The 24,189-nt window shown below is 36.2% G+C and carries 21 protein-coding genes, 1 tRNA gene and 1 riboswitch; of the genes, 3 read left to right on the forward strand and 19 right to left on the reverse strand.

Annotation, left to right across the window (positions count from 1 at the left end; translation table 11 throughout):
* Positions 1-43: 43 nt before the first annotated feature.
* A complete protein-coding gene (gene nadE / locus acear_RS11425; protein ID WP_013279178.1) occupies positions 44-769 on the reverse strand; it encodes an NAD(+) synthase in 726 nt (241 codons plus the stop codon).
* A gap of 131 nt (positions 770-900) precedes the next feature.
* Here nadE (acear_RS11425) and acear_RS11430 point away from each other — a divergent pair, with 131 nt between their 5' ends.
* Positions 901-2,088, forward strand: a complete 1,188-nt coding sequence (locus acear_RS11430; protein ID WP_013279179.1) for a M24 family metallopeptidase — start codon at positions 901-903, stop codon at positions 2,086-2,088.
* A gap of 29 nt (positions 2,089-2,117) precedes the next feature.
* On the opposite strand, the gene acear_RS11435 is transcribed toward acear_RS11430, so the two are convergent.
* From acear_RS11435 to acear_RS11455, 5 genes are all read right to left on the reverse strand, one after another.
* On the reverse strand, positions 2,118-3,209 hold the full coding sequence (locus tag acear_RS11435; RefSeq protein WP_041667386.1) for a response regulator transcription factor: 1,092 nt from the start codon (positions 3,207-3,209) through the stop codon (positions 2,118-2,120).
* A complete protein-coding gene (locus acear_RS11440) occupies positions 3,202-4,641 on the reverse strand; it encodes a sensor histidine kinase (protein ID WP_013279181.1) in 1,440 nt (479 codons plus the stop codon). Before acear_RS11440 ends, acear_RS11435 begins: the two co-directional genes overlap by 8 nt.
* 660 nt (positions 4,642-5,301) lie before the next feature.
* The gene (gene rlmH / locus acear_RS11445; RefSeq protein ID WP_013279182.1) at positions 5,302-5,781 is read right to left on the reverse strand and encodes a 23S rRNA (pseudouridine(1915)-N(3))-methyltransferase RlmH; all 480 of its coding nucleotides are present in this window, start codon (positions 5,779-5,781) and stop codon (positions 5,302-5,304) included.
* Positions 5,782-5,801: 20 nt separating this feature from the next.
* Positions 5,802-6,959 (reverse strand): S1C family serine protease, encoded by a 1,158-nt coding sequence (locus acear_RS11450; RefSeq protein ID WP_013279183.1) that lies wholly within the window; start codon positions 6,957-6,959, stop codon positions 5,802-5,804.
* Between the two features lie 18 nt (positions 6,960-6,977).
* Positions 6,978-7,781: an MBL fold metallo-hydrolase gene (locus acear_RS11455; protein WP_013279184.1), complete on the reverse strand. Its 804-nt coding sequence runs from the start codon at positions 7,779-7,781 to the stop codon at positions 6,978-6,980.
* Between the two features lie 114 nt (positions 7,782-7,895).
* Here acear_RS11455 and acear_RS11460 point away from each other — a divergent pair, with 114 nt between their 5' ends.
* Positions 7,896-8,669, forward strand: coding sequence for a CheR family methyltransferase (locus tag acear_RS11460; RefSeq protein WP_013279185.1), 774 nt, complete (start codon positions 7,896-7,898; stop codon positions 8,667-8,669).
* Between the two features lie 10 nt (positions 8,670-8,679).
* Here the strand turns inward: acear_RS11460 and hflX are convergent, their stop codons facing one another.
* From hflX to acear_RS11495, 7 genes are all read right to left on the reverse strand, one after another.
* Complete coding sequence (hflX, locus tag acear_RS11465; RefSeq protein ID WP_049772678.1) at positions 8,680-10,470, reverse strand: GTPase HflX; 1,791 nt, start codon at positions 10,468-10,470, stop codon at positions 8,680-8,682.
* 108 nt (positions 10,471-10,578) lie between these two features.
* Positions 10,579-11,052 (reverse strand): ECF transporter S component, encoded by a 474-nt coding sequence (locus acear_RS11470; RefSeq protein ID WP_013279187.1) that lies wholly within the window; start codon positions 11,050-11,052, stop codon positions 10,579-10,581.
* Positions 11,053-11,082: 30 nt separating this feature from the next.
* Positions 11,083-11,907, reverse strand: a complete 825-nt coding sequence (locus tag acear_RS11475; RefSeq protein ID WP_013279188.1) for an MBL fold metallo-hydrolase — start codon at positions 11,905-11,907, stop codon at positions 11,083-11,085.
* Positions 11,908-12,009: 102 nt separating this feature from the next.
* Entirely contained in the window at positions 12,010-12,942 is a 933-nt protein-coding gene (locus acear_RS11480) for an ABC transporter substrate-binding protein (RefSeq protein ID WP_013279189.1), read from the reverse strand.
* 39 nt (positions 12,943-12,981) lie between these two features.
* On the reverse strand, positions 12,982-13,761 hold the full coding sequence (gene nadE / locus acear_RS11485) for an NAD(+) synthase (RefSeq protein WP_013279190.1): 780 nt from the start codon (positions 13,759-13,761) through the stop codon (positions 12,982-12,984).
* Between the two features lie 241 nt (positions 13,762-14,002).
* Positions 14,003-15,010, reverse strand: coding sequence for a sodium:calcium antiporter (locus acear_RS11490; protein ID WP_013279191.1), 1,008 nt, complete (start codon positions 15,008-15,010; stop codon positions 14,003-14,005).
* Positions 15,011-15,188: 178 nt separating this feature from the next.
* Positions 15,189-15,291: riboswitch (yybP-ykoY riboswitch) on the reverse strand.
* Between the two features lie 9 nt (positions 15,292-15,300).
* A tRNA-Sec gene (locus acear_RS11495) sits at positions 15,301-15,401 on the reverse strand.
* 168 nt (positions 15,402-15,569) lie between these two features.
* Between acear_RS11495 and acear_RS11500 the strand changes: the two genes are divergently transcribed.
* Positions 15,570-16,241: a TetR/AcrR family transcriptional regulator gene (locus acear_RS11500; protein WP_013279192.1), complete on the forward strand. Its 672-nt coding sequence runs from the start codon at positions 15,570-15,572 to the stop codon at positions 16,239-16,241.
* Between the two features lie 273 nt (positions 16,242-16,514).
* Here acear_RS11500 and grdD read toward each other — a convergent pair whose 3' ends face one another.
* From grdD to grdH, 6 genes are all read right to left on the reverse strand, one after another.
* Entirely contained in the window at positions 16,515-17,675 is a 1,161-nt protein-coding gene (grdD, locus tag acear_RS11505) for a glycine/sarcosine/betaine reductase complex component C subunit alpha (RefSeq protein ID WP_013279194.1), read from the reverse strand.
* A 13-nt stretch (positions 17,676-17,688) separates the two neighbouring features.
* On the reverse strand, positions 17,689-19,227 hold the full coding sequence (grdC, locus tag acear_RS11510) for a glycine/sarcosine/betaine reductase complex component C subunit beta (protein ID WP_013279195.1): 1,539 nt from the start codon (positions 19,225-19,227) through the stop codon (positions 17,689-17,691).
* A 413-nt stretch (positions 19,228-19,640) separates the two neighbouring features.
* Positions 19,641-19,958, reverse strand: coding sequence for a thioredoxin TrxA (trxA, locus tag acear_RS11515; RefSeq protein WP_013279196.1), 318 nt, complete (start codon positions 19,956-19,958; stop codon positions 19,641-19,643).
* A gap of 36 nt (positions 19,959-19,994) precedes the next feature.
* Entirely contained in the window at positions 19,995-21,188 is a 1,194-nt protein-coding gene (gene trxB / locus acear_RS11520; protein ID WP_013279197.1) for a thioredoxin-disulfide reductase, read from the reverse strand.
* 70 nt (positions 21,189-21,258) lie between these two features.
* Positions 21,259-22,743, reverse strand: coding sequence for a glycine betaine uptake BCCT transporter (locus acear_RS11525; protein ID WP_041667387.1), 1,485 nt, complete (start codon positions 22,741-22,743; stop codon positions 21,259-21,261).
* Between the two features lie 96 nt (positions 22,744-22,839).
* A complete protein-coding gene (grdH, locus tag acear_RS11535) occupies positions 22,840-24,165 on the reverse strand; it encodes a betaine reductase selenoprotein B (RefSeq protein ID WP_013279199.1) in 1,326 nt (441 codons plus the stop codon).
* Positions 24,166-24,189 lie beyond the last annotated feature (24 nt).

Genomic DNA, 24,189 nt, shown 5'->3' on the forward strand with positions numbered 1-24,189 from the left:
AAATCATTAATTAAATCATTAATTCTATCCTTGCCAGCCCCAATTAAAATTCAGGTGTCGGCGGATATCCTAATTTATGCTCATTCTGGGCTACTAAATTTTCTATTCTTTCTTTAACTTCTGGTTCAGCTTCCCCCGTTAGAATATACCGGTCTAATTCTTCATAAGTAATTCCTAATTCAGCTTCATCAGTCTGGTCAGACCAGAGTCCAGCTGTCGGCGGTTTAGTAATTATTCTTTCTGGAATTTCTAAATACTTAGCCAGCTGACGCACTTCTGTTTTAACTAAGTTACCTAACGGAGCAATATCGACTCCGCCGTCGCCGTGTTTAGTAAAATAGCCCACTTCTAATTCACTCCGGTTATCAGTACCAACTACTAAACGATTTAAATTAGCAGCATAATAATAAAGCACAGTCATCCGCAGTCGAGGCTTGATATTGGCAACTGCCATATTATCCTCTGCTCTATCATCATCCTCTAATTCTGCATAGAGAATATCAAAGGTCTGATTTAAATCTACTGTTTCAACCTCAATCCCAAATTTATCAGCCACTAACTCAGCATCCTCTGAATCCTCTGGGCTGCTATAACAAGGCATAATCAAGCCTAAAGTAGAATCAGGAAAGGCTTGCTTACACAAAACTGCTGTTACTGCCGAATCTATTCCGCCGCTTAAACCGACTACAGCTCCTTTACATCCAGCTTCTAAAATCTGCTCTTTTATCCACTGACTCAACTTTTCACTTAACTCATCGTAATACCTCATGAAAATCCCCCTTTCTTTACTGCCTATTATATCACAAATCCCTTTAACTTAAAGATTCCTCACTAACTATTTTAATATTAACCTAATTATGGTATACTACATTTAAAATATTATGTTAAGGAGGCAGAATAATGAATAACATATCCAAAGAGGAGTTGAATTCACGAATATCAGAGTTGCAGCAGAAATTAAAAAAACAGAATATAGACTCAGCCGTGATTATACAGAATGCAGACTTATTCTATTTTACAGGTACTGTCCAGGCTGAATATCTATACATTCCAGACAGCGGTGAAGCAGTATTATTAGTCCGCAGAGGTAATAAGAGGGCTGAGAAAGAAACAGCTCTAGAAAAGATTGTTGAATTCAAAAGATCAGCAGAAATACCTGAAATTATTAAGAAAGAAGACCTCGATTCGCCTGACGAATTAGGATTAGAACTGGATATTCTCCCCTATAAAACAGCAAATAAACTCCAACAGATATTTGCAGCTGATAAAATCACCAATATCACTACTCTTATCCGCCAGGTCAGAATGGTTAAATCAGATTCTGAAATTCAATTAATTAAACGTGCTGCCAATAAGTTAAAAGCAGTTCCACAGCTGACTAAAGAACATTTAACAGCTGATATGAACGAACTAGAATTATCAGCTATAATAGAACAGGATCTCCGCCAGAAGGGCCATACCGGTTTTGTCAGAATGCGGGGTTTGAATAATGAACTGCCCTTAGGCGTTTGTACAGCCGGAAAGAAGTCTACAGCCGAGGTACAGGTGGACTCCATCTGTGCTGGAGCAGGTGTTCATCCTAGCGCCGGTGTTGGAGCTTCAAAGAGTAGACTTAAAGATAGTGAACCTATTATACTGGACTATGTTGCTACCCACCAAGGTTATATTGCTGACCAGACTCGCATGGCTGTGCTTGGTAAACCTAGTGCCTATCTACAGAAAACATACGACAAGATGGTTCAGTTACAGACTGAATTAAGCAAATATCTAACTCCTGACTACAGCTGGCAGGAAATCTATGAAGAAGGAAAGAGATTAGCCGAAGAACTAGAAGTGACTGATTATTATCTCGGTTATGGTGATAATAAAGAAAAGTTTGTCGGCCACGGAGTCGGAGTCGAACTGAATGAATTTCCCTTTTTAGCTACAGGGTTGGACTTTAAGCTAAAACCAGGTATGACAATCGCCTTAGAACCTAAATTAGTAGTTCCTGATATTGGTGCCATTGGAATTGAAAACACATACTTAGTTACTGAAAATCAACCTAAAAAATTAACTACTGCCTCTGAAGAATTAATTAAAGTTTAAAGAGCCTGGCCTTATTTCAGGCTCTCTATTTAATTATTCTTTTTACGATACTGCGTTGGTGTTAAATTGAATTTTTTCTTAAATACTTGACTAAAATAATTAGCATTCTTATAGCCGACTTGATTAGCAATAACAGTAACATTCTGATTAGAGTTTCTCAGTAGTTCCTGAGCTTTATCTAATCTGATCTCTGTTAAATAATCAGTAAATCCGCACCCCATTTCCTCCTTAAATACATGGCTTAAATAGGAAGAGTTTAGATGAACTTCTTTAGCTACCTCTTCTAGAGTTAGATCTTGATGAAAATTCTGTTTAATATAATTAGTTGCTCTTTTTACTACATCATTATCTATTTCATCATAAGCATCTTCTACCTTCTTTATTACTTCTTTGAGCTTATCCTTTAACCAAGTAATAAACTGTAAAGCTGTATTTAATTCTGCTGACTCACTCAACAATTCCTCAAAATAAAAATGGCAGATATCTATCTCTGCTTCCTGATTAATAGTCCGGGAGAGGGAAACTAAAAATTCTATAATTCTTATCTTTAATTTAACTAACGAATAATCCCCTTTTCTTCTAATCAGTGATAAAGAACGATCTATAAAATTTTCAACTTCCTGCACATTGCCTTCCTTCACCAATTCATATAATTTCTTTTCTTTATCGAAAAATTCCTGATGGAACTTAATACTCTCCTCGGAATCATCATAACAGTGGCTTAATAATTGATTATAAAGTCTTTCCTCTTCTATTTCAGTTATTAATTCCTCCAAAATTCCAATTATCTTATCCGGTTTAACCGGCTTTAACAGATAATCCACTGCCCCATACTTAATTGCCTGTTGGGCATAATCAAATTCATTATAGGCTGTAATTATTATTATTTTGGTCCCTGGATATAAATCAATAATCTCTTTAGTCGCCTCTAAACCATCAACTTTCGGCATCTTGATATCCATCAAGACTATATCCGGATTCTCCTCTTTTGTAATCTCAATCCCTTCTTCTCCATTAGTAGCTTCACCGATTAACCGGAGTTCTTGAACCTGTTCGGTAATTAATCTCCTCATGGCCTGTCTTTCCAGCGATTCATCATCCACAATTAATATTTTATACATCATCATCCCCCCCTGATTCTAATTTTGGGAATGAAATTCTAACTTCTGTTCCCTCACCTTTAGTACTATAAATCTGTACCCCATACTTCGATCCATAGTAATGTTTCAATCTCTGGTGAACATTATTAATTCCCATGCTGGAAGTATGAGTTTCTGTTACTGTTCTCTCTCGAGCTTCAATAATTTCTCTAATCTTCTCCTGCTTAATTCCAATTCCATCATCAACCACTTTAATAATTAACTTATCTTCTGCTTCTTCACTTAAAATCTCAATCTTTCCTGATTCATCTTTAGGCTCCAAACCATGGATGATACCATTCTCTACCAGCGGCTGCAAACTCATAAAAGGAATCTTATAACTCAATAAATCCTCATCTACATCAATAACAAATTCTATTCGCTCTCCAAACCTAGCCTTCTGAATCTTAATATAGTCCTTAATATAATTCAGTTCCTCACCTAAAGTAACTATCTCTTCTTTTCGCAAGCTATAACGGAGTAAATCAGATAGGGAATGAATCATCTCTTCTGTCTGGTCTGCCCCCTCTAAAAAAGCTAAACGGGCTATAATATTTAAACTATTAAATAAAAAATGGGGATTCATCTGCGACTGTAAGGCCTTTAACTCTGCCTGCTGTAAGTTCTTCTCTACTTCCATTCTATTATTAACTTCCTGCATTAATTGATAATTCTTAAAATGCAGCTGTTTTTGAATTAAAGTAGTAGCACTCATTTCTACAATATAATTAGCCAATAAGGATAATAAAGTAGCTGCAGCATTAATCTTAGGCCGAGGAATCTGTTTCATCTGCTGAAGTAACCCCTCAACTTCTACATTGCTAATGTTTAAATTATTTAAACGCTTCTTTACTTTATTAACAATTTCATCCTCAGACTCTTTAGGCAGAATCTGGCCGCACTTTACTACTCCGAAACACTCATCGGCTACAATAATGGGAATTACAAGATCCACAAACCCCATATGGCAGTGAAAGACTACCGGGTCTTCCTTAGATTCAAAATCATCTTTAGAAAAATTATAATTAAAACAGCTCTTCTTTCCCTCGTCAGTGGATAGAACCAATGAACAGATATCAGAAAAATTACTGGGCTCAGTCACCGGATCTCCTTGGTCATCAACTATAATAGCTGCTAAACCAGTAGCCTCAGCAAATCTATCCTGAATCTGCTGTAGAATATCAACATCTATTAAATCCGTTAAATTTAAATCCTGATCAATATTTAAAAAAGAAGGCATGTTCACAGCTCCTTTCAGTCTCGATACTATTGGGATACCGTCATCTATCTGAGTTTGCAGACAAACACTGGTACCATTCTTTTTAATCTTTATCTTTTCCAAATCATTATCAGATAATTTATAATTAATATAATCCAAAACTTCTTTAATATTCATCTCACCTGAGTGAAGCATCCAACTCAGCAGACTCTCCATCCAAATAATAGCAAGGCATAAGTTCTATCTGCCGGCCATTAGCAGTTATCTCTTTACTCTCCAGTGTTGGTACTACATCTGCTATAGTGCCGTTACCTGCCTCTCCCTTTTCACCAAAATCAACTATAATCTCATCACCATTACTAAAGCAAAGATCAAGTCTTGATTATCCTCCACGATACTTCCTCCTTATATATTAACGGCTTATTATAATCATTCAATTTAGACTTAAAATTTCCTTTAAAGAATCATTATTTAGGTTAAAGACTATAAATATCTTACAAACATATATATGTTATTGACAATAAGCAGATTAGTATGAAATTATGACTTTATTGATATATTGTGTCACCTGCAATATTTTCGTATATACCTCTTATTTGTAATTGCCTAGTATAATCAATATGAGTTCATTCATGACATTGCAGGAATAGTCAACATTTCTCTGGAGCGACTCTTAAAAAGAACTTGGAGCCATGGACGGCGGAAAGTTCTTTTTTGAGAGTGAGTGAGACAGGACGTCGAGCGAATGGCAAGCGTAAGAGATTTGTTGACTATAATCTGCAATATCTCAAACGAACGGTAAACGTTTGCAAGATATCAACTCTAAACTGCAACAATATATCAATATAGCAAAATTTAACGATGATACTCTTCACCATTTAGAATCTTAAAAGCACGATATATCTGTTCTAACAGAATCAATCGGGCCATTTCATGGGTGAAGGTCATATTTGAAAGAGACAATACATGATCAGCTGCATCTTTAACCTGACTATGTAAGCCTAAGGTGCCGCCGATGATAAAATCCAGTTCACTATAACCTTGCAGTTGTAAGTTATTGATAGACTTCGCCAATCCTTTGGAAGTCATATGTTTGCCCTGGTAATCTAAAGCTATACTATAAGCAGTATTACTCATCTTCTTCAAAATCCGTTCTGCTTCCTGTTTTTTAATCTTATCTTTCTCAGCATCACTGAGATTACTCCTTAACTTTTCAGCTTTAATCTCTATTATCTCCAAATCAGTATATCTACTTAATCGTTTGCTAAATTCGTCACTTCCGCGTTGAATATAATCCGCCTTCAAACTACCAATAGTTATCAGATTAACCTGCATCTTATTTACTCCTTATCTGCTTATTTTATCGTTTTAGGCTGTGATTCTAACTCCACAGTAGTCTTCTTTAAGTTTTCTTCTCGATAAAATTCTATCTGAATCTTCTCTCCTATTTCTAATTCCTTCAAATGATTACGCAGCTTTGTCATAGTTTCAACTGGTTTTCCACCGATTTTAGAGATTATATCCCCCTGCCTAAGTCCTCCTTTATAGGCAGGACTATTCTTAATTACTTCAGCAATGAAGACTCCTTTCTGCTGGGAAAGATCATATTCTCTGGCTAAATTAGAATTAAGTGTTATACCGTAGATTCCAAGCCAGGGTCTAATGACCCTTCCCTTCTCAATTATCTCTTCAGCTACATTCTGAGCAGTATTAATCGGAATTGCAAAGCCGAGTCCTTGTGCTCCCTGAACAATAGCAGTATTAATTCCAATTACTTTTCCTTCGCTATCCAACAGTGCTCCTCCACTATTACCAGGATTAATAGCAGCATCAGTCTGAATCATATCAGTCAATTCAGTACCCTGTTGAATCTCTAACTTTCTACCGACAGCACTAATTACACCGGTAGTTACTGTATTAGAAAGGCCAAAGGGATTTCCAATAGCAATAGTCAGCTGGCCTACTTGCAAATTATCGGAATCACCTAATTCTGCTACCGGCAGTTTATCCGCTTCTATCTTAACTACCGCCAGATCCGTTACTGGATCTCTACCTACTACTTCTCCGCTAAATTCCTGCTGCTTATTCTGGTCCAAAGTCAATAATACTTTAATTCGATCTGCCTCTGCTACTACATGATTATTAGTTAATATGTAACCGCGTTTATCAAAGATAACTCCTGATCCTTCTCCGGTTACCTGTTTATTTCTGCGCCCATAAAAGAAGTCATAAATCAACCTGTTCTCAACAGTAGTAATCTTAACTACAGCCGGTCCTACTTTATTAACAACCTCGGTTACAGAAGTATTAGAATTTGAATTTCGGCTTTTAGATTGGTCTATCTGCTGTGGAGAAGACTTAGTCTCTAATCTATGCTGGTCAGTCTCATCAACTAAGCCCGGTACTAAAAAGGCTACCAATAACCCTCCGATAACTGCTCCAATTAAAGCTACTAAGAAATAAGAAAATAAACTTGATTCCCGATATCCATTATCATCAAAAAAAGGACTCATCTTTTAGCTGCCTCCTTTTTAGCCTACTTGAAATAAGTTACTAACTTCATTCCGATAAGCAAAATCCAACTGCAGATCACGGCCTAATTCCATTCCAGCATCTACTATCATATTCTTAACAGTCAAATGAGCCAGCTGTGGTACATTATTATCTTTGCTTAGATGGGCTAACAATATACGCTCTACTGAATTCTTCACTAATTCCACTACTGTTGCCGCTGCATCATCATTGGAAAGGTGGCCTTCCCTACTCATAATCCTCTTTTTTAATGACCAAGGATAAGGACCTGCTTTCAACATCTCCAGATCATGATTTGATTCTAAGATAACTAAGTTGGACTCCTTCAAATTAGCCATTATTTCTTCTGTCATATAGCCAATATCAGTAGCAATCGAAACTTTTTTATTCTTATTTCTAAGAGTAAAACCCACAGGATCTACAGCATCATGAGGAATCTCAAAGGATTCTAACTCTAAATCCCCTAGGCTTAAGCCTTCTTTATTAATTATACATATATACTCTGGTTTTATTTTTCCCAGATCTTCTTTAGCTGCTGCCCAGGTTTTTTCAGTAGCATAGATAGGAAGATTAAACCGACGGGATAGAATTCCAACCCCCTTAATATGATCTCCGTGTTCATGAGTAACTAATATAGCATCCAGCTCACTACCATCTACATTTATTTCAGCCAATCTCTCTGAAACTCTTTTACCGCTCAAACCAGCATCTACTAATACCTTCTTTTTATCAGTGGCAACATAAATAGAATTTCCTGAACTGCCGCTAGCTAAAGAACAGACTTCTAAAGTAATCTTGATCATCCCCTTATTAAAAACATTTACTTCCAGCTTTTACTTTTATGCAGGACTTTTATAACAGAAGTGGAATTATCATATATATATAATAATCTAAGTTAAAGAGAAAGGAGCAGGTTTATGACGCTTAATTTTACTGAATTCAGAAAGAGAGCCTCTCGCAATATAAATATTGATCTCAGCAGCTATAAAACTAAACGAGTCAAAAGACGTATCAATAGCTTAATGGATAAGAATGATATCAAAGATTATAATGAATGTTTAGATCTCTTAAAGACCGATAAAGACTTTAAAAAAGAATTCTTGGACCACTTTACTATTAACACTTCTGAATTCTTCCGGAATCCCAAAAACTTCAATTACTTAAAGGAAGAAGTATTCCCAGAACTATTTGAACATAATAATAAAGTTAAGATCTGGAGTGCAGCCTGTTCGGATGGTTCCGAACCGTATACCCTAGCAATTATATTAAATGAATTAGGAATTAACCCCAGAAGATTTGAAATTCTAGCCACAGATATAGATCACCAGATTCTGAAAACAGCTAAGAAGGGTATCTATAATGAAAACTCAGTAAAAAAAACAGAAACAGCTATTCTCAATAAATACTTTACAGAACAGAATGATAGATACGTTCTCGACCCCAAAATCAAAAACAAGGTCAACTTTAAACAGCATAACCTTTTAACTGACTCTTATCGCTCCAAGTGGAATCTAATTCTGTGCCGTAATGTCTTTATCTACTTTACTAAAGAAACCAAAAAGAAAATCACTCAAAAATTGAGTAATGCTTTGATTAAAGACGGCTTCCTCTTTTTAGGTAATACTGAATATCTCCTAAAACCTGATAGTTATGGTTTAACAAAAGAATATACTTCCTTCTACCGCCGATAAAAATAAGAAATCAAGCCAACGATCTTCGGAAAATAATATAATCTTCATCAACTTGGTTAGCCATCTGCTGGCTAATTCTTGCTTTGATGGAGATTCCCTCATTACTATATTCCTCTCTTAATACTTTGCCGCGCTGGTGTATCAGCTCTAAAGCTCCAGCATCAGAATACGGCAACAATAGCTCCAATTCCACCATTGTATCCAGTAAAAGATTTGATATCTCATCCAGTAATCTATCTACTCCCTGACCCTCTTTAGCTGATATAACTAAAGAATTTTTCAGATTCTGCTGGATTAATTCAACCTGTTTCTGGTCTTTAAGCAAATCTATCTTATTTAAAATAGTAATTATTGGTTTATCCAGCACATTCAGCTCAGATAAGACTTCCACTACAGCATCCATCTTGGCTTTATAATCAGCTTCAGTAACATCAACTACATGTAACAAAATATCTGCTTCAGTAACTTCTTCTAGAGTAGCTCTAAAAGCAGCAATTAATTGATGAGGCAGTTTGCGGATAAAGCCAACAGTATCACTGATTAACACTTTTCTTCCTACCGGCAGTTTGAGCCGGCAGGTATTAGAATCCAGAGTAGCAAATAATTCATCCTTCGTTACCGCAGTAGCCTCAGTTAATCTATTGAGTAAGGTAGATTTACCGGCATTAGTATAACCTACCAATGATATAGTCGGTAGTTTGCGCCGAGACCGCTGTGTAGCCCGAGTCTGCTGTACCCGGTTAATCTCAGCCTCTAGATTATCAATCCTTTTTCTTATTCTCCGGCGGTCAATCTCTAATTTACTTTCTCCAGGTCCTCTAGTACCGATTCCGCCTGCCAATCTTGATAAGTCTTCTCCTTTACCTGTCAACCGGGGAAGAAGATAATGCAGCTGAGCTAATTCCACCTGCAGTTTTCCTTCTTTACTATTGGCATGTTGGGCAAAGATATCCAAAATCACCTCTGTTCGGTCAATTACCTTAACCCCTAACTCATCTTCTAAATTACGCTGCTGGGCTGGACTTAATTCCTCATCAAAGATAATAACATTAATTCCTAATCGATATTTTAATTCCTTCAGTTCCTGTACTTTCCCATAACCTATATAATAACTGTGATCAGGATCTTTACGATATTGAATTTCTTTCCCCTTTACTTCTATACCTGCTGTCTGTACCAAATTCTCTAATTCAGCTAGCGGTTCTTCTTGATTATATCCAGTATCATCTTCGGTTATTAAGCAGACTAAAACTGCTGCTTCCGATTCAGCTTCTGTTACTTTAACTGTTTCAGTCTCCTGTAGTTTATCTTCAATATCCTCTATTTCAGTTGAATAATCAGTTTCGGTTAACTCTGTTAGAGAAAAGGGGCCTTTTAGTTCGCTACCTACTACTAATTGGCCATTATCAACTTTAGGATAATGTACTAAAGCTTCAAGTTTAGACTGCCTATCAGCCAAGGAAAGATGGACCAATAGATCCAACCTATATTCTTTTAAGAAGATTTTATTCTTTCGATTTAACTGTGAATTGAATGTAAGATAGATACATCTCAATCCGCTTAAACGTTTAACACTTCGGCGCTGCTTAGCTCCAGCAAAAAAATCATTGGTTAGTTCTCCCACTTTAATCCGTAAAACCTCACCACGGCGATTAATTAAGACTGCTATTTTATCCTCAATCTCAGAAGCAATATTAATAATCTGATATAAAAAATCAATAGCTACTAATTCTCCGCTAGAAAAAATACTACTTGACATCATTTCCAGTTCTTCAATATAACGGTCTTTTATCCCTGACAAATCTCCTCTTAAATCGGTAATTAAAACCACCTCGGTTAATTAACAAGTCTTTATCTTATTGTATCACGAGTTAACTTTTAGATAAAGTATTAATAATACATTCTTTCTTTACTCTAAGGCTGTTGTTAAAAGCCTAACCAGAATCAATGCCAGAAAGCCTCCTGCTAATGCTGTCAATAGCTGTGGCACCTGCATTAACTGAGCTATTTTAGGCGGCAGCTCAACTAAGAACCTTACTCCTGATGATAGAACAGCAAACTTTAATAACGCTGCCAGTCCAATACCTAAATAATTATTACGCCCTAACATGAAATAATAAACAGATACTAAAATAATATTCCCAGCAATAATAAAAGGAATCATAGGAGCTAACGGCGGTGGTAAAATCCCCCTCATTAAAGCAATCCATGGTGTTACACCTCCAACCAAACTAGCTCCTAACCAGCCAACTAAATGCACAGTAGTAAAGAGCATCATATTCACCAAAGGCCCGGTTACAAAGGGAGGAAATCCCAGCATCTGAATTACTAAAGTTAAAGCTAACAATAATCCTGTTCTTGTTAGCCACTCTGTATACTTCATCCTTTAGCCTCCTGTTCAAAAATATATTTTCTAGTCAGCAATTTCTAATTTATGACCTGTCTGCTGAATTAAGACTCGCTCACCAAATGCTTCTTTCATAGCTTTAACTGCTGTAAAACCTGTACAGTGGAGAGGAACCAACAAATCAAAGTCCAATGTAGCCAGATAATCAACCGTTTTTTTGATTCTCCCTTCATCAGCTGAAATAAGATGCATGCCCCCAATAATTGCATGAATCTTTTGACCGTTAGTAAACTCTTTTATATACTCTAAAATATTCACCACTCCAGCATGGCTGCAACCTAACAGAATTACCAATCCCTGGGAAGTCTCAAAGAATACCGTCTGATCATCTTTAAATTCATCAGTTATCAAATCAGTATCTCTTTTATTTATATGGCGTTTATAATCCGGATTAAACTTTTCAAACTCGGAACTGTTAGGTACTTCACCGATAATCCAAACTCCTTCAGTAACCTCAACAGTCTCTGTTACAGGAGTGAAGTTCTTAATATCACTTTTAGCTATTTCACTTCCTTTCTTACTTAATTCTCCATTCTGATTACTATACTTTGGAATAAAAAGTTCCGGGTGGCCATAAACATGGACTTCAGAATTAACACTTAATACCTTCTCTAATCCCCCAGTATGATCATAATGTCCATGACTTAGAAAAACTTTAGTTATAGAGTCTAAATTAACATTTAACTTTTCAGCATTATGTAATATAACTTTTCCTTGACCAGTATCAAATAAGAATGTTTCTTCATTATATTCTACCCATAAAGCAAGACCATGCTCCGCTAATAGCTCTGATCTGTAAACAGTATCTTCTACAAGCAGCTTAATCTTCAATATAAACACTCCTTTTTATTCTTAGTATAACATAAAAACCAAAAATAAAAAAAGCCTATCAAATCTTTTAAAGATTTGATAGGCAAACTGCTTTAAATTTAATTATTCAGTAAGCTTTTCTTCTAAAACTTCAGCCGCTTTCTTACCATTCTGGGCTTTAACTCCTTCTAACCAGCCTTTTACTACATCCATATTTTCTGTAATCCATTCCCGCGCTACCTCTTTAGAATCTCTACTGTTCTTTCCTACTTCATAGATCCATTTATCATTGGCTTCAACATCGACCTTAAACTGCTTCAAGAATTTATTTACTTCCGGATGATCTTCCTTAAATCCTGTTCTAGTTATAGTATCCACCCAGGATTCTGGACTTACCCATAAGCCCTTTGGATCCTTTAGATACTTAATATCTAAAATATAATTCATCCAGTGAGGCTGCCAACCGATAAAGACAATCCATTCTTCTCTTCTTACCGATCTCTTTACTTGTGCCATCATAGCTGATTGGCTGCTATTTACTGCTTGCCAGTCTCCCAGACCATAAATATCTTTCTTTACTGCTTTAGCCATAGTCTTTGATGAAGCCCAACCAGCAGGTCCAACATACATTTTATGGTTGAACTTATCTGCATGCTTATCCAAGTCAGCATAACTTCTAACGCCGGCTTCCCAGACATACTCAGGAACTGCCATAGTATAAATCCCTTCATCCATATTAGTAGCCACAACATTGATTTTATCCTTCAATTCTTTTCTAGTATTCTCCATTGATGGCATCCAAGAACCTAAATATGCATCTATATCACCCTGAGCTAATCCCTGATACATAATAGGATCTGCTCCAGTCTGTGTTTCTACACTATAGCCAATTGTTTCTAAAACATGAACTGCAACTGCATTCTTAGCTCTAATTCCAGGCCAATCAGCTTCACCTAAAATTATCATATCATTTGACTCAGCTAATGCCTGACCCGAAACCAAACTAGCAGCACTAATTACAACCAACAAAAACACAGCTATGTACTTTTTCTCCACTTATCTCACTCCTTTAAAGTTGATAATAGATCTAAAATACTACTTTTCAAATACAGGAACTTCTTCCTTATCTTTAGCAGCATTAACTAATTCCTGTACTCGCTTAACCTTTTCAGTTTCAAATTTACTTAGATCTTTATCATCTTTAAGAGCTTTATAAATAGCATCTAACTTTTTATAGCTAATCCCAATCTCATCTTCATCGGCCTCTCCTTCTCGCAAACCAGCTGAAGGAGGACGCTCAATAATCTCTTCTGGTACTCCTACTTCCCGGGCTAACTCCCAGACTTCTGTCTTTAATAAATCTCCTAGTGGACGAAGGTCTGTAGCATTATCACCGTTATTTGTATAGTAACCAGTGATAACTTCGCTCTTATTACTAGTTCCCATTACAACATAATTCATCTTTTCTGCTAAGTAATGTAGACTAACCATTCTAAGCCGCGGCTTCATATTATCTCCAGCCCGATTTCCAGTTCCACTGGCATCCAGTTTAGTCTGCGGCCAATGGCTTACATCAGCTTCCTCTACATCTGCTTCAGATAATTTACCTTCAAATACATCATATACTTCCCCAAGATTAACTGTAACTGTCTCTAAATTAAACTCATCAGCAACTAACTTGGCATATTCTGTATCTTTATCAATACTACCATCAGTAGGTAGCAAAACTCCCAAAGTATTATCACCGAATGCTTCTTTAATCAAACCAGCAACTACTGAAGAGTCAACTCCTCCACTAAGTCCTAATATTGCCCCATTAGCTCCCCGCTTCTCTACTTCTTTCTGCATCCATTCTACAATCCTATCAGACAACATTGATTAACTATCCCTCCTGGAAAGTAATTATAAGTCAATTACCTCTTCTTTATCGGATAGTATTATAATTAAAATCTATCACTTTGTCAAGCTATTTATAAGGATGAGATAGAATGACATCAAATTATCTCTTGAAAGTAATTTTTTATTCAAATTTAGACTTAATTCCTGCCTCATAAACTAGTTGCAAGTAAAAAATATTTTCTTAAATAATAAATGAAAATAATTTTCAAATTCAAAATTAAAAATTAACACCTAATCTAAATAATAAATAAGCTCCAAAAAGATAAGTAATTGAAATTGCTACAGAATCCCAGCCTATAGTTATGAAGGTCTTCTTTGAACGGTAAAAGAGTCCTATTACTGCAATACTGCTTAAAATCACTCCTAATACAGCCGTAACAGCATGTGATAGAGAAACAGCAGCCAATACAGAACCTTCTCTATAAGAGAGATCGATAATAGAAATAATCACCATATTGAAAATATTACTGCCGAAGACATTTCCTACAGCCATATCATAAGCATTGATCCTAATTGCCGCTAAAGCAGCTACCATCTCCGGCAGGGAAGTTGCAGCAGCTACCAGTATAGTTCCCATGAAACTTTCATCTAAACCGCTAAGTTCAGCAATCTTATCTGCTGTTGAGGATAAATAAATACCTGAAATGATAATTACTACTGCAGCTATAGTAAAGGCCAAGACTGCTTTATTTAAAGAAATATCTAAATCTAATAATTCTTCTTCCTCCTCCTCAACATTATTCTTCTTTTCATAACGAAAAATCAATCTAGTTCCAATCAAATAGACTGCTACAATAAGAACTGGACCTAGCCCTATTCCCAAAAATTCAATATTTAATTCACTTAGATAGCCTACTAATATAAATAAAGTTGCAAAGACTGATAATAAGATTCCCAATAAAGCAGATAAAATATGCTTTGAATGCACCTTTAACATAAATGGACCCGAACCATGAACCAAATCTACCAAAGCTAAAACCATCAAATTAAAGGTATTACTTCCAAAAACATTACCTATTGCAATATTAGGCGCTCCAATAATAGCAGCAGTAGAACTAGTCATTACTTCCGGTAAAGAAGTTGCACCTGCCATTAGAATACTACCTACTAAAGCCTGACCTAATCCAGTCTTAATAGCTATTATATCTCCATATTTAGATAATTTAGTACCTGCTATAATAATAAAAACTGCAGCTAATAAAAATATAAGCCATAATTTTAACAATTTAATTTCCTCCCTACATCTCAATTAAATATTATTCATTCTAAGTCCCTTACTTTTAAATTGACTATTAAAAAGTATCTACACTCTACAAAAAGTATAATTTTCTATACAATAAAAAAGAGACTTTTAACATAATAAGATCATAATAATATAATCTCATTATGTTAAAAGTCTCACTTAACTAGATAAAATATAGTTATGATAAAACCAGATCAATTGATCAAGATGTTGATTTTATCTCCTTACTAAAAGTAAGGTAGCTACTCCCCTTTAACAATTTAGATTTATTTTGGCGGGAATGTGTAGGAATCGAACCTACCGCGGACAGCTCAAGGCTGGCCCGCCGCCGGATTTGAAGTCCGGGGTGCCCACCAGGGGCACAGCCATTCCCATATTTAATTATTAAATTACAACAATTATTATATACTCTCCATATAGATTTGTCAAGAGTAAAAAATCAGATATAATCTCTAAAACTGAAACATAGAACCTTGACTTTAAAATTAATTTACGATATATTTAAATAACGTAGAAACAAGATAAAGGGTGGATAATTCAAATGATTGAAATACAAAATAACGATATCAAAAAAATAAGGATCGCAAAACTTTTTATTGAAGCAACTGCTCAAATTATTGATGAAGAAGGAATTGAAGAAGTTACTATTAGAAAGATAGCTAAAATCACTGGATATAATAGTGCTACTATCTATAATTACTTTGATAACTGTAACCAATTAATTTCTTTTGCTGCTATGAAATTCATTAATGATTATGTACAAGCTTTACCTGACTACATAGATGAAGTTAGTAATCCACTAGAGCGAACTATATCAGTCTGGCAATGCTTCTGTGAATACTGTTTTAAAAAACCACAAATTTATTATGCAATTTTTACCGCCAATATCGGTGATAAACCTGAAAATTTAATTTGCAACTACTATACCCTCTTTCCTGAAGAATTAGGTGATCCCCCTCAAGATTTAGTTCCTATGTTAATGGAGTCTAACTTCTCTAAACGGTGTGAAAAATTACTTCAGCCGTGCATTCAGGAAGGATATTTTACACCAGAAAAAGCTAAAGAAATTAATGAACTAATTAGATTGGTTTATCAGGGAATGCTCTCTTTAATAATCAATAATAGACTAAATTACTCTACAGAAGAAGCTGTACAACGAACTATGCAGCATATTAAAACAATCTTAAAGAAAAGAGCAAATACTTCTAAATAGAATATGATCTCATAGATAGAATCAGCCCAAGGGCTGATTCTATTAAACATTAAAACCAATTATATAGTAGAAAAAATGATTCTTTTATCTTTAAGAATATTAGATAGTGAAAATTTTATTCTCTATAGTCTTAAAACAATGTACTCCACCACATTCTTCTTCAGTTTGTAAGTATCTGATTAATCCTATTTTCATTATTTAACATCCTATAATTGATTTTTTATGCTAATAGTAAAAAAAGCCGCTCCCGTTTAAAAGAGCGACTTTTTAATATTAACCAATAAATCCTTCATCAGTAAGAATCTCCATAGCTTCTTCTTCATCTTCACTAGCTACCATTACTACAGGTCCTGTACAGCCCATGCCTGTCTCGGCATAGATTCCTTCTTTCCAGAGGGCTGCCTTGGCATCATCTAAGGTTAAGATATCTATTCCTGAAATCTCTTCATCTACCGTTTTAGCTGGCGGAGCTGAAACTTCTTCTTCAGCTGCCGAATTACTGCTTTCTATATCTTCAATAATCTCTTCTAGGCCTGCATCCTTGGCTGCTTTAAATTCTTGTTGGGCTACTTTAGTAAGTTCTCCCTGAGCTGCGTCGGCTGCATAGCGAATGGCTCCGGCAATTACTGGTGCTCCGGAGGCTCGGGAAATGATGTTGATAATCTGATCATAGTCTTCGCCTACTCCCGGACCATAACCGTAGCCTAATGATTCGTAGCTGCCTCCAGTGGTGAAGGCTCCAAATACTTTCATCAATAGATTACCGGTTAAAGTATCTGTTACCATTATATCGGCTGAACCCTGTAAGAGATCATTTCCGCGCATTACACAGCCGCCGTCGGCACGAACTGTTTCACTGAAGTTGATTTCATAACCATTATCTTTTAATTCCTTAAGAGCCTGTTCTACCTGTCGAGCGCCGTCAACATTCAAAATTCCTACACTTGGATTCTCATTACCTAATGCTTTAGCGGCAGTGATACCGTAAATTGCATTCTTCACCATGGCTGTAATCCGATTAGTAGCTGAACTACCTGTCGAAGTAGCCAACAGCATCTCTCTTCCTAAACCGGGTGTTACGACTCTTCCTACTGTGGAGACGCCGATGGGAAAGTTAAAGTGATTGGTTACACAGGCATCTATCTTACCTGCCTGCAGCAATTCTTCCATCTTATCATGGGCTGTCTCTTCACAGTCTGTTTCATAAATTACTGATAGTTCTGTATCTACATCAGGACCTATTAACTTTACTTCAAGGTCTTGATGCTTATTATGGGCCATCTCTGCCCCCTTGACTATCTCTTCTACTCCGTGTTCACTACCTAAAGTGGTAATCCCTACTTTAGTTTTAGCTCCAAACTGACCGGTCTCTATAGCATCTGCCACTTGATTAAAGACATTAGCTACTTTCTTTTTTGCTTCTTTGTTGGCCATTTTTCCACCTCCTTTATTCTTCATCAGCTAGTAAGGAATCAGATAGGTTACGCATTGCCTTAGCTACGATACCTTTAATCTCGTCTTCACTGACTCCTGTCTCGTTGCTATCCTGTCCTTCATTTGCTTCCATAATAAAGGATACACCATCAAATAAGTTAGTCATTCTACCTAAAAATAGACTTCCTTTACCGATAATCATGCTCCGCTCCATCTCGCCTGCTAACATCTCACGGCGAGCATGGCCAATAAAGGGTACTCCCGATGGAATGTGTCCCTGTGTTGGTGCAAAGCCGGGCATACCGTGTTCATCTACAAAATTAGGTAGCTCTTTTTTCTCTAAATCTCCCCGCTTAACTCCCAGGGCAGCAATCATCTTATAGTTAGATTCTGGTACATTACCTGCACCTGCTGGTTCTGTAATATCTGGATTCTGCATTTCTACTGAATATTTATCGATATCTGTAATTCCTAGGTCTATGTTATCCAACGGTTCAGTTACTAAAGAAGAGATTACTGCTTGTGGAGAAGACCCTGTATCCACTGTATGACGACCTACAGCATCTGTTCTGATAACTGGACTCTTACCGTCATCTTCACTGACCAAGACAGCAAAGCCGCCTAAACAGTCTTCTAAAATAGGCATTTCATTCTTAACGTGGTCTTTTCCATTCATACCTAACTTAGCTGTCGAACCACCGGCTACTACTACTACATTATCAAACATACCTGATTTAACTAAACCAGCAGCATGGATTAAACCATGAGCAGGTCCAGCACAGAAGCTTCTAGTATCTGAACCAGTAGCCTGCTTACAGCCGGCCATTTCTGCTATTGATTTAGCAAAGTTGCCTCCGCCGCGCTGATTAATATCACCGCAGGCTTCCTCGGATACTTCGATTACATAGTCTACCTCGGCTAAATCGATTTCTTCCTGCTTACCTAAGTGGAGCATAGAAAGTATTCCTGAAGCCTTAACTACTGTATTCTCTAACATAGTATGGGCATTGAGGTTAACATCTGTATCATGGGCCTGTTTAACACAGCCGATTAATTCTCCATCTAAGTATAGAGGTTCAGCAGTATGTTCATCTACCATCTCTTGAATGGAATCAACAGCTGTACCTTCTATTTGATCTAAATTATCTTCTAATAAACTATGATCTGCTAATTTATCTTTTACATCTTTGGCAAAGTCTTCACTTAGTTGTACTAAATCAAAGCTGTCAGCCATCTTCATTACTCCATAAAATTCATCTTCAGGCATAATCTCGCCCCAGTCACTGAACCGGCTGGCATCATCAACATTATTCTCATACCAAGGACGTTCAATATCCTCTAAATCTTTTATTGACATATTTCCAATATAGGACTGGTTTGGACCATAACTTACTACCTCTTCATAACTTCTTAAAAATTCTGGTGCTTGCTTTAGATATTCACTATCTGGATTCTGTGCTCTCTCTGATGTTTGTGTGGATCCATGTTCTAATAAAGTATTAGCAGCATGAACTAATACATAACTGCTTCCTTTTAATACTGCTTCACTCATACTTGGCACCTCCATTATTTTATTAATTGATAATATATTTAAGATTTTCATTAAAATTAACTTTTGGACGCAGACTTACACAAGACTAAAATTGACTAAAGCTTCAAAACATAATTAATATGATCATTCAAGATATTGCAGGAATAGTAAATATTATGTTATAATTTCAGTCTGGGTTGTTTCAGAGTGAAATCTAAATTTTTTCGTCACAGTTATTGACTGCTTTCAAAATAGCTTATTCAAACCATGAGAGTTTAAATTATTTACAATTAGCAGCAAGAGAGAAAAAAGATCTGGAAAGGAGAAACTTCCCAGGCTGGATTATGCACTGTAACTACATAATAATTAGATATCGATTAAGCAGCTCCACCCTATTAGGTGAAATTAGATGAAGCCGCTTAATCCATCAATACTTAAATATGCTGCTTAATCTCTTCCTCAATCTCTTCAATTGTTAAGTCGTCGCCACTTAAGTGTTCTACCTTTTCTCCATCAACATAGAATACCATTGATGGTAAGCCCATAACCTGCTGGCTCATAGCTAAACGGCGGTTACCTTTAATATTTAACTTACAGAACTTCATATCATCGCCATACTTTTCAGCTAAGTCCTCAACTCCAGGCATTAATTCTAAACAGTGGTCACAACCTTCTCCCCAGTAATCTACCATTACTGGTCCTTCTACTTCTAATACTTCCTCTTCATAATTCTCCTTGTCTACTTCAATCATTATTTTCAGCCCCTTTCAAGTTTATTTTAGTTTGGTTTAAATAATCTCTTCTAATTCATCAACTGTAGGTTGAATAAGCTTTTCTACAACTTCGCCATCCTGCAGCTTAAGCAGAGTTGGAATCTCTGTTACTTCATAACGATTAGAAATTCTCATATTCTTATAAGTATCTATCTTAACTAACTTAGCATCTAAATCCATATTCTCTAACTTATTTGTCATGTCCATGCTTTCCTCATTAGTAGGACTCCAGAAAGCTACTAATACGTCTTCATCTGCCTCTAATACATTCTCCTGCCAGTATTCTTCTTCCTCAATATAGCCTCCGGCAGCTGTAGCTGTTGTTGCTCCATCGGCTGCGGCTGTTACTACCTGACGTAGATATTTCTCTCTTACATCTCCGGCAGCAAAGACGCCTGGTTTACTAGTTTCTAATGTATCATCAACTTTAATATAGCCATTATCTGTTAGTTCCACTGTATCCTCTACAAAGTCTGTGCTGGGAACCCGACCGATGAAGATAAAGATACCATCACATTCAAAATCAGTTAAGTCACCTGTTTTGATATTCTTAAGGACTGCTTTATCTACTAAGCCGTCGCCTTCGATTCTATCTACAGTTGAATTCCAGACAAACTCTATCTTATCATTCTCATAAGCTCTCTCTTGATAAATCTTGTCGGCATCCATAGTTCCTTCCTCATGGATGACAATAACTGTTACTTTGCTGGCAAACTTAGTTAAATATAGAGCTTCTTCGATAGCTGAATTACCATTACCTACGACAGCTACTTCTAGATCAACAAAGAAGTCGGCATCACAGGTTGCACAGTAAGATACTCCTTTACCTTTAAATTCTTCTTCGCCTTCGACGCCTAATCTTCTTGGCTCAGCTCCAGTAGCTAGGATTATACTCTTGGCCTTGTACTCAACTCCCTCTTTAGTAGTTACAGTTTTAACAAAGCCATCTGCATCTATCTCTTTTACTTCGCCTTCTTTTATCTCAGTTCCAAATTTTTCGGCATGTTCTTTAAAATTGTCCATTAACTCAGGAGCGCTAGCATCAAGCACACCAGGATAATTTTCCATCTCTTCATAACTTTTTGGCTGCCCGCCTACATCGCCTGTTTCTAACAGTAATGTATCTAACTTGGAACGAGAAGCATACATCCCAGCTGATAGACCTGCTGGTCCGCCGCCAATAATTAATACATCATATTCTTTATTCATTTGACTGCCTCCTTTATAACAGAATAAGCATATTTTAAACTTGTACTTATATTTAGTCTCTATATCAAAATTAACTATTTAATTCCTCTTCCCTTAATGATTTATAAAGTGAAACACACATCAAAATCATGATAATTGCAAAAGGAAATGCCCCTGCAATAGAAGCAATTTGTAAAGCTTCTAATCCACCAGAAATCAATAAACCAATAGCTAAACCGGCTTGTACAACTCCCCAAACACTTTTAACTTTATTAGTTGGATTTAAATCTCCTTTAGATGAAATCATAGCTAATACAAAAGTAGCTGAGTTGGCTGATGTAATAAAGAAAGTAAATACTAAGAAAATAGTTACTACTGAAATCCAAAAACCTAATGGATAATGAGCAAAAATTTCAAATAATGCAGTAGAAACATTCTTGGAAGCAGCTTCAACTACTTTTTCGGAACCAGTAAAATTCAAATTAATAGCTGAAGTACCAAATGCAGCAAACCAAATCATACTTGCTAAACTAGGAACTGCTAAAACTCCTCCTACAAACTCTCTGATTGTTCTTCCTCTTGAAATTCGAGCAATAAAAGTACCTACGAAAGGAGCCCAAGCAATCCACCAAGCTAAATAAAAGATCGTCCAACTTCCCATCCAATCAGGATTAGTGTAAATACGAGTATTAAATCCTAAATTAAATAAATTACTCAAATAACCTCCTATTCCAGAAGTCAACATATTGAAAATTTTAGCTGTCGGCCCAATTATTATAACAGTTACCAGTAGGATAAGAGCAACTCTTAAGTTCAAATTAGCAATTGCCTTAATTCCCTTATCCAAACCACTTATTGCAGTCACAATATAAATTACAGTAATTAATAAAATGATTCCAACTTGTACCAAAGAACTAATAGGAATACCAAATAAATAATTGAGTCCACCATTAATCTGAATTGTACCTAATCCTAAAGAAGTAGCAACTCCTGCTACTGTAGCCAAAACTGTTAATATATCAATTGTTTTTCCCAAAGGACCATTAATTTTGTCACCAAGCAATGGCTTAAAAGTTTTACTTATTAAGGCTGGCGTTTCCTTTCTAAATTGAAAGTAAGCTAAGGTCATAGCTAAAATACTATAACATCCCCAGGCATGAAATCCCCAATGAAAAAAGGAATAAGTCATTGCCTTCTCAGCTGCTTTAGCAGTTCCACCTGCACCTACTGGTGGATGCAAAAAATGAGAAATTGGTTCAGCAACTCCCCAAAAAACTAGTCCAATTCCCATCCCGGCACTGAATAACATAGCAAACCAAGAAAGTGTATCATATTCTGGTTCTTCATCATCCTTTCCTAACTTAACTTTACCGTACCTACTACTAGCCAATGCTATACCAAAAAACACAAAACTTGAAGCTGCTAATAAATACAACCATCCAAAATTAGTAGTTAAAAAATGAAAAATACTATTAGCTACTTTTTCAAAATGAACTGGAGCAAATATTCCCCAACTAGCAACAATTAAAGTAATAATTAATGAAATATAAAAAACTGTACCTATTTTTTTATTCATAGTTTTCTCCTCTCTAGTAATTATTTCATCCCAATCCATTTAACTGATTTTGGCCTACCTAAATTATATAATTTTGGTAGGCCAAAATCATTTTTTCTAAATTTCTACATTAAATACAGTCTGATCTTCAATATCTGTTTCTAAAGCATCTAAAGCTACACCGACTCTATGATAACGTAATTTCCATTGATCATCTTCAGAATCAGCTGGGTCGCCTAGTGGATAAGGAATAGAAATAGTTGGTACCATTCTATTTGCTCCTACAGATTCAGCTACTGGAATTAAGTTAGCCATTTGAACAATTGTAATTCCTGTCTTTTCAATCTCTTTATATATCGTTGCACCGCAACGAGTACAAGTTCCTCATGTAGAAGTTAATATTACTGCCTGAACATCAGCCTCTAATAGCTCTTCTGCTATTTCAGCACCCATTCTAGAAGCTTCAGCTTCAGTAGTACCTGTTCCTACTGTTGTGTAGAAATAACCATGCAGCTTTCCAATTCTATCTTCCTCTTCATACTTCCGCATTGCATCAAGAGGAACTACTCGGTCAGGAACTGCATCAGCAGCTGCTGGGTCATATCCTGCATGGATAGTTCTATATCCTTCTTCTTCTTCTCTGCTAGGGAATTCATCTAAATCAGAGATATCATACTTACCCCAACGAGTAGCAGATGCAGACTGAATATTATCCGGATTACCTACAGGTACAATACCACCAGAAGTAACTAGAGCAACTTTAGCTTCACTTAAATCTTCAATTGGATCAGCAATTTCTACTCCCATATTCTCCGGCATAGGTAATTCAGTTTCGAATTCTTCTCCATTTAACTTTTTAAGCAGCATATCCACTGCCCGTTCAGCCGCTGGAGTTTCATCTTCTAACCAGACTTGATGTCTCTTCCCTCGTAGGAAATAGCCTTCTTCTTCAGCTGAAAGTAACTCTTCACCATTTAAAATTTTGTTTCCAAAGTCAGCTACCTTCTTCATGTCATCTCTCATTTTAGCTGCACTTGCTCCACCAGGAAAGATATGCAAATCCTTCTTAAACATGTCTACCCCAGGATTTTCTTCATTCATACAGGTAATTACTGGAACCTCAAATCTTTCCTTAACTGCTTTACCTATTGTTCCACAGGCAGATCCATATCTACCTGCTTGAAAGGCTGGACCAGCAATGAAGATATCAAAGTCTATATCTTCTAGAGCCTCTAAGATAGTTTCTACTGCATCTTCCTCATTAGACCCCATGTAATTATCTCCGCAGATAACTGTATGAGTCACTTCAGCATCCAATAAATTATCTAATAAATTTGCCGGGCCAACTGTACCTTCTTCAATGCTCGGTGGATAATCTGCTTCTTCCTCACCACCGATTTGCCCAAAGAACTGATTTATATAATGAACTGCTTTTTTACTCATTTTTTGCACCTCCTTAAATATTAA

The organism is Acetohalobium arabaticum DSM 5501 (assembly GCF_000144695.1).
Classification (GTDB): Bacteria; Bacillota; Halanaerobiia; order Halobacteroidales; family Acetohalobiaceae; genus Acetohalobium; species Acetohalobium arabaticum.

Bases quoted from the DNA above. Each gene is read 5' to 3' on its own strand.
- nadE (WP_013279178.1), bottom strand. From the start codon at position 769: ATGAGGTATTACGATGAGTTAAGTGAAAAGTTGAGTCAGTGGATAAAA.
- acear_RS11430 (WP_013279179.1), top strand. From the start codon at position 901: ATGAATAACATATCCAAAGAGGAGTTGAATTCACGAATATCAGAGTTG.
- acear_RS11435 (WP_041667386.1), bottom strand. From the start codon at position 3,209: ATGTATAAAATATTAATTGTGGATGATGAATCGCTGGAAAGACAGGCC.
- acear_RS11440 (WP_013279181.1), bottom strand. From the start codon at position 4,641: ATGCTTCACTCAGGTGAGATGAATATTAAAGAAGTTTTGGATTATATT.
- rlmH (WP_013279182.1), bottom strand. From the start codon at position 5,781: ATGCAGGTTAATCTGATAACTATTGGTAGTTTGAAGGCGGATTATATT.
- acear_RS11450 (WP_013279183.1), bottom strand. From the start codon at position 6,959: ATGAGTCCTTTTTTTGATGATAATGGATATCGGGAATCAAGTTTATTT.
- acear_RS11455 (WP_013279184.1), bottom strand. From the start codon at position 7,781: ATGATCAAGATTACTTTAGAAGTCTGTTCTTTAGCTAGCGGCAGTTCA.
- acear_RS11460 (WP_013279185.1), top strand. From the start codon at position 7,896: ATGACGCTTAATTTTACTGAATTCAGAAAGAGAGCCTCTCGCAATATA.
- acear_RS11470 (WP_013279187.1), bottom strand. From the start codon at position 11,052: ATGAAGTATACAGAGTGGCTAACAAGAACAGGATTATTGTTAGCTTTA.
- nadE (WP_013279190.1), bottom strand. From the start codon at position 13,761: ATGTTGTCTGATAGGATTGTAGAATGGATGCAGAAAGAAGTAGAGAAG.
- acear_RS11500 (WP_013279192.1), top strand. From the start codon at position 15,570: ATGATTGAAATACAAAATAACGATATCAAAAAAATAAGGATCGCAAAA.
- grdD (WP_013279194.1), bottom strand. From the start codon at position 17,675: ATGGCCAACAAAGAAGCAAAAAAGAAAGTAGCTAATGTCTTTAATCAA.
- grdC (WP_013279195.1), bottom strand. From the start codon at position 19,227: ATGAGTGAAGCAGTATTAAAAGGAAGCAGTTATGTATTAGTTCATGCT.
- trxA (WP_013279196.1), bottom strand. From the start codon at position 19,958: ATGATTGAAGTAGACAAGGAGAATTATGAAGAGGAAGTATTAGAAGTA.
- trxB (WP_013279197.1), bottom strand. From the start codon at position 21,188: ATGAATAAAGAATATGATGTATTAATTATTGGCGGCGGACCAGCAGGT.
- acear_RS11525 (WP_041667387.1), bottom strand. From the start codon at position 22,743: ATGAATAAAAAAATAGGTACAGTTTTTTATATTTCATTAATTATTACT.